The 15695-nt window shown below is 64.9% G+C and carries 15 protein-coding genes; 1 reads left to right on the forward strand and 14 read right to left on the reverse strand.

Going from position 1 to position 15695, the window contains the following annotated elements:
* Positions 1-49: 49 nt before the first annotated feature.
* From chvE to PMI42_RS29110, 14 genes are all read right to left on the reverse strand, one after another.
* Positions 50-1123, reverse strand: a complete 1074-nt coding sequence (chvE, locus tag PMI42_RS29045; protein WP_008141068.1) for a multiple monosaccharide ABC transporter substrate-binding protein — start codon at positions 1121-1123, stop codon at positions 50-52.
* A gap of 74 nt (positions 1124-1197) precedes the next feature.
* Entirely contained in the window at positions 1198-2079 is an 882-nt protein-coding gene (locus tag PMI42_RS29050; RefSeq protein WP_008141069.1) for an SMP-30/gluconolactonase/LRE family protein, read from the reverse strand.
* A complete protein-coding gene (locus tag PMI42_RS29055) occupies positions 2076-3155 on the reverse strand; it encodes an aldose epimerase family protein (protein WP_008141070.1) in 1080 nt (359 codons plus the stop codon). Before PMI42_RS29055 ends, PMI42_RS29050 begins: the two co-directional genes overlap by 4 nt.
* Before the next feature lie 2 nt (positions 3156-3157).
* Complete coding sequence (locus PMI42_RS29060) at positions 3158-4084, reverse strand: Gfo/Idh/MocA family protein (protein ID WP_035966975.1); 927 nt, start codon at positions 4082-4084, stop codon at positions 3158-3160.
* A gap of 2 nt (positions 4085-4086) precedes the next feature.
* Positions 4087-4857 (reverse strand): FadR/GntR family transcriptional regulator, encoded by a 771-nt coding sequence (locus PMI42_RS29065; protein ID WP_008141072.1) that lies wholly within the window; start codon positions 4855-4857, stop codon positions 4087-4089.
* On the reverse strand, positions 4854-5834 hold the full coding sequence (gene yjfF / locus PMI42_RS29070) for a galactofuranose ABC transporter, permease protein YjfF (protein ID WP_008141073.1): 981 nt from the start codon (positions 5832-5834) through the stop codon (positions 4854-4856). Before yjfF ends, PMI42_RS29065 begins: the two co-directional genes overlap by 4 nt.
* A complete protein-coding gene (locus tag PMI42_RS29075) occupies positions 5831-6823 on the reverse strand; it encodes an ABC transporter permease (RefSeq protein WP_008141074.1) in 993 nt (330 codons plus the stop codon). The genes yjfF and PMI42_RS29075 overlap by 4 nt, the downstream gene beginning before the upstream one ends.
* A complete protein-coding gene (locus tag PMI42_RS29080) occupies positions 6820-8352 on the reverse strand; it encodes a sugar ABC transporter ATP-binding protein (RefSeq protein WP_008141075.1) in 1533 nt (510 codons plus the stop codon). The genes PMI42_RS29075 and PMI42_RS29080 overlap by 4 nt, the downstream gene beginning before the upstream one ends.
* Before the next feature lie 118 nt (positions 8353-8470).
* Positions 8471-9436, reverse strand: a complete 966-nt coding sequence (gene ytfQ / locus PMI42_RS29085) for a galactofuranose ABC transporter, galactofuranose-binding protein YtfQ (protein WP_008141076.1) — start codon at positions 9434-9436, stop codon at positions 8471-8473.
* A 488-nt stretch (positions 9437-9924) separates the two neighbouring features.
* The gene (locus PMI42_RS29090; RefSeq protein ID WP_008141077.1) at positions 9925-11097 is read right to left on the reverse strand and encodes a fumarylacetoacetate hydrolase family protein; all 1173 of its coding nucleotides are present in this window, start codon (positions 11095-11097) and stop codon (positions 9925-9927) included.
* A gap of 132 nt (positions 11098-11229) precedes the next feature.
* Positions 11230-12207, reverse strand: coding sequence for a HEAT repeat domain-containing protein (locus PMI42_RS29095; RefSeq protein WP_008141078.1), 978 nt, complete (start codon positions 12205-12207; stop codon positions 11230-11232).
* A gap of 2 nt (positions 12208-12209) precedes the next feature.
* Positions 12210-12443, reverse strand: a complete 234-nt coding sequence (locus tag PMI42_RS29100) for a 4Fe-4S dicluster domain-containing protein (RefSeq protein WP_008141081.1) — start codon at positions 12441-12443, stop codon at positions 12210-12212.
* 30 nt (positions 12444-12473) lie between these two features.
* Positions 12474-14216 carry a fumarate reductase/succinate dehydrogenase flavoprotein subunit gene (locus PMI42_RS29105; RefSeq protein WP_008141084.1) on the reverse strand — a complete coding sequence of 581 codons (1743 nt, stop codon included), beginning with the start codon at positions 14214-14216 and terminating at the stop codon, positions 12474-12476.
* 102 nt (positions 14217-14318) lie between these two features.
* On the reverse strand, positions 14319-15092 hold the full coding sequence (locus tag PMI42_RS29110) for a ferredoxin--NADP reductase (RefSeq protein WP_008141087.1): 774 nt from the start codon (positions 15090-15092) through the stop codon (positions 14319-14321).
* A 198-nt stretch (positions 15093-15290) separates the two neighbouring features.
* Here PMI42_RS29110 and PMI42_RS29115 point away from each other — a divergent pair, with 198 nt between their 5' ends.
* On the forward strand, positions 15291-15587 hold the full coding sequence (locus PMI42_RS29115) for a gamma-butyrobetaine hydroxylase-like domain-containing protein (protein ID WP_035966977.1): 297 nt from the start codon (positions 15291-15293) through the stop codon (positions 15585-15587).
* Positions 15588-15695 lie beyond the last annotated feature (108 nt).

Here is a 15695-nt window from a genome sequence, read left to right on the forward strand (position 1 = left end):
AGGGAGAAGACGTTCTCCCCGCACGCGGGGACAGGCAAAAGAAAGAGTCTTACTGGAACTGCGACTTCTTGTAGTAGCCGCTGTCCACCAGGGTCTTCTCCCAGTTGTCCTTGTAGACCACGACTGGCTTCAGCAGATAGGACGGCACGGTCTTGACGCCGTTCTCGTAGGTCTTGGTGTCGTTCACCGTGACCTGCTTGCCGGCGAGCGCGGCGTCGACCATGTCGGCGGTCACCTTGGCGAGGTCGCGGGTGTCCTTGAAGATGGTCGAGTACTGATCGCCGCGCAGCATCGCCTTGATCGAAGGCACCTCGGCATCCTGGCCCGAGATGACGGGCATCGGCTGATCGGCGCTGCCGTAGCCGACACCCTTCAGCGAGGAGATGATGCCGATCGAGATGCCGTCATAGGGCGACAGCACCGCATTGATCTTCTTGTTGCCGTAGTAGGCGCTGAGCAGGTTGTCCATGCGGGCCTGCGCGGTGGCGCCGTCCCAGCGCAGGGTCGCGACCTTGTCCATGCCCATCTGGCCGGAGACGACGACGAGTTTGCCGCTGTCGATATATGGCTTCAGCACGCTCATCGCACCGTTGTAGAAGAAGTAGGCGTTGTTGTCGTCGGGCGAACCGCCGAACAGCTCGATGTTGAAGGGACCCTTGCCGTCCTTGAGGCCGAGACCCTGCACGATCGATTCCGCCTGGAGCACGCCGACCTGGAAATTGTCGAAGGTGGCATAATAGTCGACGTTCGGCGTGCCGCGGATCAGGCGGTCATAGGCGATCACGGTGATGCCTTTTGCCTTCGCCTGCTTGAGCACGTCGGACAGCGTGGTGCCGTCGATCGCCGCGATCACCAGCGCTTTCGCGCCCTTGGTCACCATGTTCTCGACCTGCGAAAGCTGGTTCGGAATGTCGTCCTCGGCATATTGCAGGTCGGTGTTGTAGCCGCGCTCCTTCAGAACCTTGACCATGTTGTTGCCGTCGTCGATCCAGCGCGCCGACGATTTGGTCGGCATGGCAATGCCGACCGTCGCCTTGTCCTGGGCGGAGGCGGAGACGCCTGCGGCCATCGTTGCAGCGCCGGCCAGCGCCAGCGCGAGGAAGGTCGTCTTCAGTTTCAGCATGCTTCACTCCCTTTGGGTGTCAGACTGTTTTTTGGTTTCGTCGAGAACAGAGGTAGAGGTCGGCTTCGTATCTCCTAAGCGAGCTTGACGTCGGGCTCGGCGCGCCCGCGCGCGGAGGCCTCGAGCAGAAAGGTGCAGCCGGCTTGCGGGTCAGCCGCGCGCGCCGCCGCGTCCATATCCTGCCACGCCGAGGTGACGAGCAGGCGCGACAGGTCGGGGCCGACGAACGCCGGGCAACTGGACTGCGTTGCCGGCACGCCGAGCGAGCGCAGGCGCTCGCCTTGCGGAGAATAGACGTCGATGCGGCTCGCGCCCCAGCACGCATTCCAGATCTGTCCGTCAGCATCGCACACCGAGCCGTCGAGGCCGCCGATGCCGCTGTGGCGCAGCAGCACCTCCGGCTCGCCGCGCGGCAGGCCCGTCGCGGGGTTGAGCGGCACCGCGTACACCACCGCGCGCGCGGTGTCGGTGAAATAGCCGGTGGCGCCGTCAGGCGAGAAGCAGATCGAATTGGGAATGCTGATGCCCGGAAACAGGGTCGATATCTTGCCGCGGTGAAGCGCGTAGATCGCGCCGGCCCCCCGCTCGGCCTTCTTGCCCATGGTGCCGATCCAGAACGTGCCCGACTGGTGCACGCGGCAATCATTCGAGCGCGTCGCGGCATTGTCCGCTTCGAGCGGACAGAACAGCGTCATCGCACCGTCGGCAAGATTGCGGATGTAGAGGCCGTCCTCGGCCACGATCAACTGCCGCTCGGCATCGATGCGCCCGAGCGCACTTGCCATCCGGCCGAGCGCGTGGACGCGGATCGCGCCGCTGCCGAGATGCGCCTCGAACAGCTTTCCCTCGCGAATGTCGAACCACCACGCCGTGTCGGTGGTCACATCATAGGTCGGTCCTTCACCGAGATGACACGGCTCGACAGACAGAACCGACGTCGGCACCTGCTCGATCATGGCGCCCTCACCCCGAAGCGATAGACGGTGTGATGCCGATAGACCTGGCCGGGATCGAGGCGCGGGCTCGGGAAATCCGGCCGGTTCGGCGCGTCGGGCCACATATGCGGCTCCAGGCACATCGCGTCCGACTGCCGGATCAGCTTGCCGCCCTTGCCCGACATCGTGCCGTCGAGATAGTTGCCGGAATAGACCTGAACGCCGGGCTGATTGGTGAAGAGCTCCATGACGCGCCCCGAGCGCGGTGCTTCCAGCCGCGCCGCAAGCGCGAGCTTGCCGTCGCGGCCGAGGCAATAGGTGTGGTCGTAACCCCTGCCGTTGCGCAATTGCTCATGGCTTTCGCGGATGCGCCCGCCGACAGCATGGGCCTCGCGGAAGTCGAATGGCGTTCCGGCCACGCTGCGCGGCGGCTCCGGGAGCGGAATGGCGGTGGGGTCGATCGCGAGGAAATGCTCGGCGGCGACTGTGAGCTTGTGGTCGAGGATCGGCGTGCCTGATGTGGCGCCTTCCAGATTGAAGAAGCTGTGGTTGGTGAGGTTGATGATGGTGGGACGATCCGTCCGCGCCTCCATCATCAGCGACAATTCGCTCGGGCCGGTGACGCGATAGGTCAGGCGGACGTCGAGTTGGCCGGGATAGTTCTCCTCGCCATGCGGGCTCGTGTAGGTCAGTGTCACCGCGGGCTCGGTGCCCTCCTCGATCGCGGCAATGTCCCAGAGCTTGCGATCGAACCCGTCGAGGCCGCCATGCAGCGCGTTCGGACCGTTGTTGACGGGGAGCTGGAAGGTCTCGCCGTCAAGCGAGAATTGTCCCCTGGCGATGCGGTTGGCGTAGCGGCCGACGGTGGCGCCCAAAAACTTGCGTTCGGCGAGGTAGCCAGCGAAGGCGTCATGGCCGAGCACGACATCGTCGCAATGTCTTTTCGCGTCCGGCGCGATCAGCGCCTGGATCACGGCGCCATGGGTGATGATCCGCGCCTCGAACCCGTCCTCCCCGCGCAGCACGATACGCTCGACTTTGCGGCCGTCGGGCAGTGTTCCGAAGACGTCTTTTTCTATTTTCTTTGAGCTGGCCATGTTCAGTCCACGAAGGGTTCGACGATGGTGCGCTTGCCGAGCAGGAAGGCGTCGGCGACGAGACGCAGCGGGACCAGATCGACATCGCTCGCGCCTGACGCCGCCAGCTTGACGAAGCGGGCGTACAATTCGCGATATTCCTGATCGGGCGCCTCGGCAATGGCCTTGCCGTCAACAGCCATCCGCCGGCCCCCGCCAGACAAACTCATCCGGCCCTGATCGGCTTCCGCGACGATATCCCAGCTCTGCGGCCCGGTCTGGCGGAAGTCGAATTCGGCCGTAATCGGCAGGCCGCTGATATCGGTCAGCGCCAGGTTCGCCGCGATCGGCGCCTGGCAATTGGCGGGAAAGGCGAGTTCGGCCGCGGTGACGAACACCGGCCTCGGCAGGATGCGGGTCAGGATCGACAGGGCGTTGATGCCGGGATCGAACACGCCAAGGCCGCCCGGCTCCCAGATCCAGGCCTGGCCGGGATGCCAGACGCGGACATCCTCCTTCCAGTTGATGTGCACGGATTTGATCCGGCGCGCGGCGAGCCATTCGCGAGCCGGCTCGACCGCCGGCGCATGGCGCGAATGCCAGGTCGCAAACAGCGTACGCCCGGCTTCCGCCGCCATCGCAATCAGCGGGTCCAGCTCGGCAACGCCGGTGCCCGGCGGCTTCTCCAGCATAACATGCTTGCCGGCAGCGAGCGCGGCGGCGGCCTGCGCGCGGCGCACCTGCGGCGGCGTGCAAAGCGAGACGGCGTCGATCGGCGGCCCGTTCTCCAGCAATTCCTCGATGGTGGCAAAGTGCGGCAGGTCCGGCAGCGAGGCGTTGCGGCTCGCCACGGCCGCGAGCGTCGCGCCCGGCGTCGCGGCGATCGCGCCCACGTGCTGGTCGCGCGCGATCTTGCCGAAGCCGACGATGGCGATGCGAAGGTCTGTCACGCTCATTCTCCAGTATTCGCCGATGGCAGCGGGTCCGCCGGCGCGGTCTCGATCACGGTGCCCTCGTGACGGCGCATGCCGTTGTGAATGACATAGACCATCGCGTCCGAGGCGGTTTCCGCATCGCCGGCGGCGATGGCATCGACGATCTTCTGATGCCAGAGCAGCACGGTGTCGCGATCGTCGGGCTCGACCGGGGCGCTGAGCAGGAACGAGGCGCGAAGCGCGGCCTCGATGACATGCCCGATCGAGCGCATGAACAGATTGCCCGAGGCCCGCGCCACCGCAACATGCAGTGCAAGATCGGCATCGGCGAAGCCGACGGAATCCGAGGCTTCCCGCCGCATCCGTTCCATGCTGCGGCGCAGTTCGGCGGCATCCTCGTCCGACCGATGCGCCGCCGCGAGCGCGGCCGCGCGCGGCTCGACCGCCAGACGAATCTCGGCGAGGTCGTTGAGGAAGCGCTTGTCGATGCCGGCGTCCAGATGCCAGGCCAGCACGTCGGCGTCGAACATGTTCCAGGCCGCGCGTTCGCGCACGACGGTACCGACCCGCGCCTTGGTGGTGAGCAGGCCCTTGGCGACCAGCGTCTTCACGCTCTCGCGCAGCACCGGCCGCGAAACGCCGAACATCGCGATCATCTCGGCATCACCAGGCAGGCGCGTCCCCTCCGCGTAGCGGCCGGCGATGATGTCGACGCCGATCGAACGCGCCACTTCCGCGTGGTTGGAATGGGCCCGCCGCGTCGGGATGACGACGATGCGCGAGGTCATGTGGCGGCTCCTGCGCTCTTGGCCACGGGCCGGCGCGCCAGCGCGACCAGCCCCTGCTGAAGTGCGATGAAGGCGAACAGCAGCACGCCGGTCGCGATCTTGGTCCACCAGCTCGACAACGTGCCGTCGAAATTGATGTAGGTCTGGATCATGCCCTGGATCAGTACGCCGAGGAAGGTGCCGATCACGGAGCCCTGCCCGCCCGTCAGCAGCGTGCCGCCGATCACGACGGCGGCGATGCTGTCGAGCTCGACGCCGACGGCGGAGAGCGAGTAGCCGGCGCTGGTATAGAAAGAGAACACGATGCCGGCGATGCCGGCGAGCAGGCTCGACAGCATGTAGATTTTCACCGTCATCTTGCCGACGGCGACGCCCATCAGGCTCGCCGTGGTCCGGCTGCCGCCGAGCGCGTAGACATTGGCGCCGAACCGGGTGAGATGCAGCAGCAAGGCGCCGCCGATCACGATCACGAGCATGATGATCGCAATCGCCGTCAACCGCCCGCCCCCGGGCATGCGCAAGGCAAAGTCCGAGACGGTGGAGTAGACCGGCGCGGTGATCGGCACCGATTCCGTCGAGAGCAGGAAGCTCGCGCCGCGCGCCAGGAACATGCCGGCCAGCGTGACGATGAACGGTGGCAGATCGAAGACATGGATCACCGCCCCCATCGCGGCACCAAAGGCCGCCGAGAGAACGAGAATCAAGACAAAGGCGACCAGCGGCGGCACGCCCCAGCGCTCGATCGCGAGCGCGACGAAGACGGTGGTGAAGCCGATCACCGAGCCAACGGAGAGATCGATGCCCCCGGAGATGATGACAAAGGTCATGCCGACCGCGACGATGCCGAGGAAGGCGTTGTCGGTGAGGAGATTGCCGACCACGCGGGTAGAGGCGATGTTGGGGAACTGCACGGCGCAGAGCGCGAAGCCGAGGACGAGCACGATGGCCGTGATCAGGACGGGCGGCAGGCCTCTCATGGTTTCGCCCTCCGTAGCCGCGCCATGATGCCGGCAAAGCCGGACAGTTTCGGCGATTGCAGCAGCAGCACGGCCATCACCACCACCGCCTTGACCAGCAGGTTGAACTCCGGCGGATAGCCCGACAGCAAAATGCCGGTGTTCATGGTCTGGATGATCAGCGCACCCAGCACCGCAAGCACGAGACTGAAACGCCCGCCGAACAGCGAGGTGCCGCCGATCACCACGGCGAGGATCGCGTCGAGCTCGAGCCAGAGGCCGGCATTGTTGGCATCCGCGCCCATGATGTCGGCCGCGGCGATGACCCCGGCGAGCGCGGCACAGACGCCGCACCAGACATAGACCGACAGAATCATCGCGCGGGTGCCGACGCCGGCAAGCTCGCTGGCGCGTGCATTGCCGCCGGTCGCCTCGATCAGCAGCCCGAGCGCGGAGCCGCGCACCACTGCGCCGGTGAGGATCAGCATGCCGAGTGCGATCGCGACCGGCACCGGCAGGCCGAGGATGGAGCCATTGCCGAGCCAGACGAGACCGGGCGACGCGAAGGTCACGATCCGCCCTTCGGTGATGAGCTGGGCGATGCCGCGCCCGGCGACCATCAGGATCAAGGTCGCGACGATCGGCTGCATGCCGAGCACGGCGACGAGAAAGCCGTTCCAGAGGCCGCAGACCAGACCCGCGCCGAGTGAAGCCGCCAGCACCACCGGCAAACCATGACTATCAGCGAGGCTTGCGGCGATTGCGCCGGAGATCGCCATCACCGCGCCAACCGACAGGTCAATGCCGCGGGTCGCGATGACCAGCACCATGCCGAGCGAGAGCAACGCCACCGGCGTGCCGCGGTTGAGCACGTCGATCAGGCTGCCGAACAGCCGGCCGTCCTGGAGGCGAAGATCGAAGAATTGCGGCGACACCACGCGGTCGACCGCGAGGATGACGATCAGCGCGAGAATCTGGGCAAGGCCGCGGCGCGGCAGCAGCGCGGTCATGTGTGAGCCTCGAGCGCAACAGCGACGCTATCGGCGGCAATGGCGGCGAGAATGTTGCCGACGTCGATCGTCTCGCCGGCGAGCTCCTCGACATGGGCGCGGTCGCGCAGCACGACGACGCGGTCCGAATAGGTCACGATCTCGTCGAGCTCGGAGGAGATCACGAGCAGCGCCAGACCATCGTCGCAGAGTTCGCGGATCAGGCGGATGATCTCGGCATGCGCGCCGACATCGATGCCGCGCGTGGGTTCGTCCAGAACCAGCAGCCGCGGCGAGGTCGCAAGCCAGCGCGCCAGCAGCACCTTTTGCTGGTTGCCGCCGGAGAGCAAGCCGACAGGGCGCTCCGGATCGGGCGGACGGATATCGAGCATCCTGACGTAACGGCGCGCGATCTCGTCCTGCTCGCGGCGCGGCAGCGGCCGGTGCAGGCCACGCTTGGCCTGGAGCGCCAGCACGATATTCTCGCGGACCGTCAACTCGGCGACGATGCCGTCGGTCTTGCGCTCCTCCGGGCAATAACCAAAACCGTGACGTACGCCGTCGCGCGGCGACTGCAGCCGCACCGGCGTGCCCTCCACCCTCGCCTGCCCGCGATCGGCGCGCTCGGCGCCGAACACCAGCCGCGCCGTCTCGGTGCGGCCGGAGCCGAGAAGGCCCGCGAGGCCGACGACCTCGCGATGGCGCAGCTCGAGATTGAACGGCGCGACATAGCCTGATTTGCCGTAATTCTCGAAACTCGCGCAGACTTTTCGCGACTCATGCTCGCGTGCGGCGGCGCGGGCGCTGGTGGTTTCCGCCAATTCGCGGCCGAGCATCATCCGGATCAGCTCGATCCGTGGCAGCGAGGCGGTCTCGCGCTCGCCGACCAGGCGGCCATTGCGCAGCACGGTGATGCGGTCGGAGATCTCGTAGACCTGGTCGAGGAAATGGCTGACGAAGACGATGCCGATGCCGCGCTTTGCGAGCTGGCGCATGATGCGGAAGAGGATCTCGACCTCGTGGCGGTCGAGGCTCGCGGTCGGCTCGTCCAGGATCAGCACGCGCGCGGACAGATCGACGGCACGGGCGATCGCAGTGACGTGCTGGATCGCCACCGAATAATTGCCGAGCGGCGCTGATACATCGATGTCGAGACCGAAATCGGCAAGCAGCGCTTTCGCGCGGCGGCGCATCTCGCCTTCGCGGACGATACCGAAACGCATCGGCTGGCGGTCGAGGAACAGGTTCTGCGCCACCGAGAGGTTCGGCAGCAGGTTGACCTCCTGGTAGACGGTGGCGATGCCGGCCTGGAGCGCAGCCTTGGCCGAGCGCGGCGCGACTTCGTCGCCACCGAGCCTGACGATGCCGGCATCGCGCGGGAATACGCCGGTGACGACCTTGATCAGCGTGGACTTGCCGGCGCCGTTCTCGCCAAGCAACGCATGAATCTCGCCGGCGCGCAGCGTGAAGTCGACCTCCTGCAACGCACGCACCGCACCAAAGCTCTTGCTGATCCCGCGCACCTCCAGCAGGGAAGCGCTGTTCTCCATGGCAAATTCACTCCCACCGGCGCCCGCTTATGATGCGGACACCCAGCCTATTCGTTTGCGCAGCGGATTCGAAGGGGGTCGCCGGACCACAGGAAGCGGTCCGGCGGTGCGGCGCGCCTCAGTAACCGAGGCCCTTCTTGCTGTCGTATTCCTTCTGCGGATTATCGGTGGCGGTGAGAAGCCGGGATTCGGTCTGAATCCATTTCGGCGGAACGGTGCCCTTCTCCTTGAATGCCGCGACCGCATCTAAGGCCGGACCCGCCATGTTCGGCGTCAGCTCAACCGTGGCATTGGCTTCGCCCGCAACCATCGCCTTGAAGATGTCGGGGACCGCGTCGATCGAGACGGTGAGGATGTCCTTGCCGGGCTTGAGGCCGGCTTCCTTCATCGCCTGGATCGCGCCGACCATCATGTCGTCGTTGTGGGCGTAGACCGCGCAGATGTTCTTGCCGCCGCCTTCGGCCTTGATGAAGCTCTCCATGACTTCCTTGCCCTTGGCGCGGGTGAAGTCGCCGGTCTGGCTGCGCACCACTTTCAAATTGGCGTGCTTGGCGATGGCGGTGTCAAACCCCTTCTTGCGGTTGGCGGCGACGCTGGCGCCGACCGTGCCCTGCAATTCGACGACGTTGCAGGCCTTGGCGCCGACGGTCTTGGCCAGCCAGTCGCCGGCGACTTCGCCTTCGTGCACGCTGTCCGAGGTCACGGCGGTGAGATAGAGCTCCTTGCCGGAGGGATCGATGTCGCGGTCGAGCAGCACGACCGGGATCTTGGCCTCCTTGGCTTCCTTCAGCACCGAATCCCAGCCGGTCGAGACCACGGGGGCGAGGAAGATCGCATCGACGTTCTGCGCGATGAAGGAGCGGATCGCCTTGATCTGGTTCTCCTGCTTCTGCTGGGCGTCGGCGATCTTGAGATTGACCTTGCGCTTGGCGGCCTCCTGCTTGGAGACCGACGTCTCGGCCGCGCGCCAGCCGGATTCCGATCCGATCTGCGAGAAGCCGACGGTGAGCTCGGCGGCACTGGCCGGCAGCGCGAGCAGCAACGCGGCCATGGCGCTGGCCGCAAAGAGGGCTTTAGAGGTCATCAGGCGTGTCTCCCAAGTGTTTATCTCGGGCGCCGGTTGGTAGCATGGCACCCGAAGACGCCCTTTCCGGGCGGCGGGAGGCACTATTTCACGGAAGATGGGTTCCGTATAGTCATATTATCTGACTATTCGCGAGGAAAGGAATGATGATGTGGTTGGGCGGTTGAATGACACGCTCAACGCGATTTTGTTCCGAGGATGCAACGGGGAGATGAAGAAGAATTGCCTGTGGCGACAGCGACGGTGCGCGTCCTCGCCCCGTTCTTACGTGGAGAGGGGGCCCTCTCCACGAAAATGGTGAGAATGGGACTCACAACCTCTCCTCCTCGTCATTGCGAGCGCAGCGAAGCAATCCAGAAGCTGTCCGCGGAGGGACTCTGGATTGCTTCGCTGCGCTCGCAATGACGGTGTGGAGAGAGCTCTGCTTGTCTCGACTAAAGCGACTCGTAGAGAGCCCCCTCACCCGGCAAGCGGGGAGAGGCGAAGAACTAGATCAGCTTCCGCTGCGCCAGATTCTTCATCAGCGCACCGATGCCGAACGTCCACGGCTCGCACTCGTCGCTGGTGCGCATGCGGTTGACGAGCTTGCCGAGCTGCGGTGCGGCGATCGTGACGATGTCGTCGCGCTTATGGGTGAACCCCTGTCCTGGCGCATCGCGATCCTTGACGGGGGCGAACATGGTGCCGAGGAAGAGTACAAAACCGTCGGGATACTGATGCACCTTGCCGATGGTCTGCTCGACCAGGTCAGTCGGGTCGCGGCTGATCTTGCTGATCGAGGAATGGCCGTCGAGGACAAAACCGTCCGTGCCCTTCACATTCAGGCTGATGTCGAGTTTTCGCGCGTCGTCGAGCGTGAAGCTGTCGTCGAACAGGCGCAGCAGCGGGCCGATCGAGCAGGACGCATTGTTGTCCTTGGCCTTCGACAGCAGCAGCGCCGAGCGCCCCTCGAAGTCGCGCAAATTGACGTCGTTGCCGAGCGCGCCACCGACGATCTTGCCGCGGCTGGAGACGAACAGCACAAGCTCCGGCTCCGGATTGTTCCAGGTCGACTTCGGATGCAGGCCCGCATCCATGCCGGTGCCGACCGAGGACAAGGTCGGGGCCTTGGTGAAGACCTCGGCATCGGGGCCGATGCCGACTTCGAGATACTGGCTCCAGGCGTTCTGATCGATCAGCACCTGCTTCAGATGCATTGCCTGGTCCGAGCCCGGCTTGAGCTTTGACAGATCGTCGCCGATCAGCCGCGTCACCTCCGTGCGGATGGCTTCGGCCGAAGCCGGATTGCCTTTGGCGCGCTCCTCGATGACGCGCTCCAGCATCGAGATGGCAAAGGTGACGCCGGCGGCCTTCAGGGTCTGGAGATCGACTGGCGCAAGCAGCCACGGCTTTTTGGGATCGCGTCCATCGGGGGCCGTATTGGCCACGATCGCGTCGAGATCGCCGATGCGCTCGCCCTTGACCGCAGCGAGCGCCTTGGCGGGATTGTCTTCCTCGCAGAGCGCGCTGACGGTCGGAAATTTGGCGGTGACGTCAAAGACGCCGTCGGCGCGCACGGCGACCACGGCCGGGCCGTTCGCCTGCGGCAGCCAGACGCGGCCGACCAGCGTCCCCTTCGTTCCATCTTCGGGGAGAAGGTCTTTAACGGACAGTGTCGTCATGGCCGGCGTCCTCGCTGTTTTTCGGACCGGCCGCTTTCACAGCAGCCGATCCCATTGGCGAAGACCAATAAACGTCTGGCGGGGGAAGTCCAGACCGGCAGCGAAGACCCGCTATGCCCCTGCCCGCGCCTCTTATGCGCCTGCGCGCGCCTTGCGGGCCGCGATCTGCTGCAGCGCCCAGCGTGCGTTCTTGCGGACATCGGGATCGGCATCGTCGGCGATGACGGCCAGGAACGCCTCGCCGTCGGGATGGGCAATCTCGCCGAGCGCGGCGGCCGCCTCCTTCCGCAGATTGGCCTGATCGTGATTGATGCAATTGCCGATCGGCCGCACCGCCCGCTCGATCTTCATCTTGCCGAGGCTGCGGATCGCCTTCAGCCGCACCTGCCAGAATTCGTCGGAAAGGCAGGCGACGAGCTGGTCGGCGGCGAGCGAACCATTGACGTTGAGGCCCAGCGTTTCCGCGGCCATTTCGCGGACCATCCAGTCGGAATCCTTCAGCGCACGCGTGATCGTCTCCGCCGCGGGCTTCAGCTGCGAGAACGCCAGCGCGCTCACCGCAGCGCGGCGCACATGGGCATCGGGATCGTTGATCAGGGCGGTCAGCGCCGGGATGGACTCTTCAAGCTTGAGGAAGCCGATCACGCCGATCGCCTGCACGCGCACGGCTGCATCGACATCCTGGAGCGCTTCCAGCGCCGGCTTCAGCGTGTCCTTGGACCGCAATTCCTTCAGCGCGCGCAAAGCACCCATGCGGACAAAGGCGTGGGCGTGCTTGACCAGCGGCAGGATGATCCCCGCGCAGGCCGGGTCCTTGAACTCGGCCATGCTGTCGGCCGCAGCCGACGCCACGATCCTTTCAGGGTCCACCAGCAGCTTGACCAGCGCGCTCGCAGCCTCCGGTCCGTCGAACTCGCCGAGCGCCATCGCGACCTGCTGGCGCACGCCGGCATCGGGATCGGCGACCATATTGGCGAGATGGCCGACCGCTGCGGGATCGCCGGAATGACCGAGCGCGATGATGGCGACGCGGCGCTCGGCGGGGTCGGCCGCCTGCAGACGCTCGTCGGCATCTTCGAGATCGTCGTAGGATTCGAACGGGCTCGACATGATCACCTCAACAGGTAGGGAATGTTGACGGTGACGGCACCGGTCGGGCAATCTGCCTCGCAGGGCATGCAGTACCAGCACTCGTCATAGGCCATGTAGGCCTTGCCGGTCATGTCGCTGATGCGCAAGACGTCGAGCGGACAGACGTCGACGCAGACGGTGCAGCCCTTGTCGGCGATGCACTTGGCGTCGTCGACGACCACCGGAACCGATGTCTGATAGGACGCGAGAGGCATGTGATGTCTCCTGTTGTTCTGTTTCGGTGATCAGGCGGTCGCGCGGATGCGCTGCTTGTCGTAGAGGTCCTTCTCGTCGTCGGCGATCGGCACGACGTAGGGCTCCACCGCGCGCTTCTCGCTGGTCATCTTGCCGTCCTGCTTGGACAGCAGCGTGTGGCAGAACCAGTTCTCGTTGTCCTTCTCCGGGAAATCCGTGCGCCAGTGATAGAGGCCCCAGCGGCTCTCCTCGCGGTAGAGCGAGGCATGCACCGCCATGTCGGCGCAATCCATGATCGACTGCACTTCGAGCGCGCGGAGCAGCTCGTGCGCGTTGCGCGCGATCATGTGCTCCTGCATGTCCTGCCGCGTCTCGGCGAGACGGCGCATCCCGAGCTCGTATTTGCGCGTGACCTTCGGCGGCTGGAGATAGTCGTTCACCAGACGACGCGTCTTGTACTCGACCTGGTTCGGCGGAATGCCGTCCTCGCGTTTGGTCGGCGCCAGCACGCGGTCGCGCTCCTTCGCGACATCGGCCGCATCGAACGCCGCAAAGTCGTGGCTATCGGCAAATTCCATGGCGTCTGTGCCGGCGACCGCACCATTGGTGAAGGCACCGAGCATGTAGTTATGCGGCACACTCGCCATGTCGCCGGCGGCATAGAGGCCGGGCACGGTGGTGCGGGCGTTGTCGTCGACGAACACGCCGGAGGCGCTGTGGCCGGAGCAGAAGCCGATCTCGGAGATGTGCATCTCGATCGAGTCGTTGCGGTAGTCGACGCCGCGTCCCTGCTGGAACAAGCCGCGCGTCGGACGCTCGACCTTGTGCAACGTGGACTCGATCTCGGAGATGGTGTCGGGATGGAGATGCTTGAGCTGGAGGAACACCGGACCCTTGCCGGACAACAGCTCGTTGTAGAACTCCAGCATCATCTGGCCGGACCAGTAGTCGCATTCGATGAAGCGCGAGCCCTCGTTGTTGGCGGTGAAGGCGCCGAATGGGCCGGCGACATAGGCGCAGGCCGGGCCGTTATAGTCCTTGATCAGCGGATTGATCTGGTAGCATTCGAGGTTCGCGAGCGCCGCGCCGGCGTGATAGGCCATCGCATAGCCGTCGCCGGAATTGGCTGCATTCTCGTAGGTGCCGAACATGTAGCCGGAGGTCGGCAGGCCGAGGCGGCCGGCGGCGCCCATGCAGAGGATCACGGCCTTGGCCTTGATGACGAGGATCTCGGCGGTGCGGGTGTTGACGCTGATCGCGCCGGCAATGCGGCCGTCGGACGATTTGAGCAGCCGTGTCGCCATGTAGCGGTTGGAGATCAGGATTCGGGCGCGGCGGAGCTGCCGGTACAGCGCCTTCTTCACGGTCTCGCCGTTCGGCATCGGCAGAACGTAGGTGCCGATGTGGTGCACCTTCTTGACGGCGTAGTCGCCGTTCTCGTTCTTCAGAAAGCGGATGCCGAAGCTGTCGAGCTCTTCGATGATCTTGTAGCAGTTCTGGGCGTATTTATAGACCGCCTTCTGATCGACGATGCCGTCATTGGCGATGGTGATTTCCTTGGTGTACTGCTCCGGCGTCGCATAGCCGGGGATGACGGCGTTGTTCAGCCCGTCCATGCCCATCGAGATCGCGCCGGAGCGCTTGACGTTGGCCTTTTCGAGCAGGACGACATTGGCCTTCGGGTTCTTCAGCTTCGCCTTCAGTGCCGCCATCGGGCCGGCCGTGCCGCCGCCGATCACCAGCACGTCGCAGGAAACCTCCGAAAGTCCGTCGACGATCTGATCTAGTGCCATCGCTTGCTCCTGGTTCGCCGATACCCGGCGCCTTTGCGTCAGACTTGTTCAGGGGGCGTTCCGGCGATAGCAATTAGTTGTCGCCGGGCCCCGATTTGCGCCTCAGCGCTCGACAAAAGCCTTTTCGATGACGAAATGGCCGGGCTGGCTGTGATTGCCCTCGACAAAGCCGCGCGCGGCAAACATCGCGGGGAGTTCCTCGAGCATCGCCGGGCTGCCGCACAGCATGATGCGGTCGGTCTCGATATCGAGGCCGGATTGCCCGATGTCCTCGAACAGCTGGTTGGATGAGATGAGGTCGGTGATGCGGCCGCGATTTCTGAACGGCTCGCGGGTGACGGTCGGGTAGTAGACGAGCTTGTCGCGGATCAAGGGTCCGAAGAATTCATGGCTGCGCAGGCCGTCGACGAGGTGCTCGCCATAAGAGAGTTCCGAAACCTGGCGGCAGCCATGGGCGAGCACGATGGTCTCGTAATTCTCGTAGACATCAGGATCCTTGATCAGGCTGGCGAAGGGCGCAAGGCCCGTGCCGGTCGAGAGCAGCAGCAGGCGTTTTCCCGGGATGAGATTGCCCGTGATCAGCGTGCCCGTCGCCTTGCGGCCGACCAGGATGATGTCGCCTTCCCGGATCTTCTGCAGGCGCGAGGTCAGCGGGCCGTCCTGGACCTTGATCGAGAAGAACTCGAGCGCTTCCTCGTGATTGGCGCTCGCCATGCTGTAGGCCCGCATCAACGGCTTGCCCTCGACCTCGAGGCCAATCATCGCGAACTGGCCGTTCTGGAAGCGGAAGCCGGGATCGCGCGTCGCGGTGAAGCTGAACAGGGACTCGGTCCAGTGACGGACCGACAACACCGTTTCCTTTTGAAATGCGCTCATGGTCTCTCCTTCGATTGGGCACAGGTTCTCGGAGAGAGCAGAGTCCGGCAATTCGGAAGTGAAATTCCCGGTCGATTAGTTTCACATTTCGCGTTCGGTGATTGAAGAGGAGGCAGACGACAGGCCGGCGCTGGCAATTAGTTGCTATTCGCGCGAAGCCGCGCTGACGTAGACAAGAGCCGGAGGTTCGTCATGACCATGACCCTGGTGGCACCGACCGTGGCCGACTATGAAGCCAGCGCCGATCTCGCGGCGCTCCTCGTCCGCACCACGCAGGACGACGCGCTCAGCGTGCCCGCCGAAAAGCTCCGCCTCTCCTGCAAATGCGCCCACTGCACCCGCGCCCGTTTCGACGGCCGCTTCCCCGAAGCGTTTCCGGGGATTGCGATCACCGAGATCGGCGATCTCGGTTACGGGCTGAATATCTCGTTTTCGGATGGGCATAATCGCGGGATTTACCCCAAGCCGTACCTGCTGAGTTTGGCGGGGCCGTAGGCCTCGATCTCGCCGCACACACCGCTGTCATTCCCCGCGAAGGCGGGAAATCCAGTACGCCGCAGCTTCTCCGTATCCCATTGACGTCTCTGGAATACTGGGTCCCCC

It is taken from the genome of Bradyrhizobium sp. YR681, from assembly GCF_000282615.1.
GTDB lineage: Bacteria > Pseudomonadota > Alphaproteobacteria > Rhizobiales > Xanthobacteraceae > Bradyrhizobium.

What these genes read in the sequence shown, in the direction of transcription:
- PMI42_RS29095 (WP_008141078.1), bottom strand. Translation starts at nt 12,207, where the DNA reads ATGTCGAGCCCGTTCGAATCCTACGACGATCTCGAAGATGCCGACGAG.
- PMI42_RS29100 (WP_008141081.1), bottom strand. Translation starts at nt 12,443, where the DNA reads ATGCCTCTCGCGTCCTATCAGACATCGGTTCCGGTGGTCGTCGACGAC.
- PMI42_RS29105 (WP_008141084.1), bottom strand. Translation starts at nt 14,216, where the DNA reads ATGGCACTAGATCAGATCGTCGACGGACTTTCGGAGGTTTCCTGCGAC.
- PMI42_RS29090 (WP_008141077.1), bottom strand. Translation starts at nt 11,097, where the DNA reads ATGACGACACTGTCCGTTAAAGACCTTCTCCCCGAAGATGGAACGAAG.
- PMI42_RS29075 (WP_008141074.1), bottom strand. Translation starts at nt 6,823, where the DNA reads ATGACCGCGCTGCTGCCGCGCCGCGGCCTTGCCCAGATTCTCGCGCTG.
- PMI42_RS29110 (WP_008141087.1), bottom strand. Translation starts at nt 15,092, where the DNA reads ATGAGCGCATTTCAAAAGGAAACGGTGTTGTCGGTCCGTCACTGGACC.
- yjfF (WP_008141073.1), bottom strand. Translation starts at nt 5,834, where the DNA reads ATGAGAGGCCTGCCGCCCGTCCTGATCACGGCCATCGTGCTCGTCCTC.
- PMI42_RS29065 (WP_008141072.1), bottom strand. Translation starts at nt 4,857, where the DNA reads ATGACCTCGCGCATCGTCGTCATCCCGACGCGGCGGGCCCATTCCAAC.
- chvE (WP_008141068.1), bottom strand. Translation starts at nt 1,123, where the DNA reads ATGCTGAAACTGAAGACGACCTTCCTCGCGCTGGCGCTGGCCGGCGCT.
- ytfQ (WP_008141076.1), bottom strand. Translation starts at nt 9,436, where the DNA reads ATGACCTCTAAAGCCCTCTTTGCGGCCAGCGCCATGGCCGCGTTGCTG.
- PMI42_RS29050 (WP_008141069.1), bottom strand. Translation starts at nt 2,079, where the DNA reads ATGATCGAGCAGGTGCCGACGTCGGTTCTGTCTGTCGAGCCGTGTCAT.
- PMI42_RS29055 (WP_008141070.1), bottom strand. Translation starts at nt 3,155, where the DNA reads ATGGCCAGCTCAAAGAAAATAGAAAAAGACGTCTTCGGAACACTGCCC.
- PMI42_RS29115 (WP_035966977.1), top strand. Translation starts at nt 15,291, where the DNA reads ATGACCCTGGTGGCACCGACCGTGGCCGACTATGAAGCCAGCGCCGAT.
- PMI42_RS29080 (WP_008141075.1), bottom strand. Translation starts at nt 8,352, where the DNA reads ATGGAGAACAGCGCTTCCCTGCTGGAGGTGCGCGGGATCAGCAAGAGC.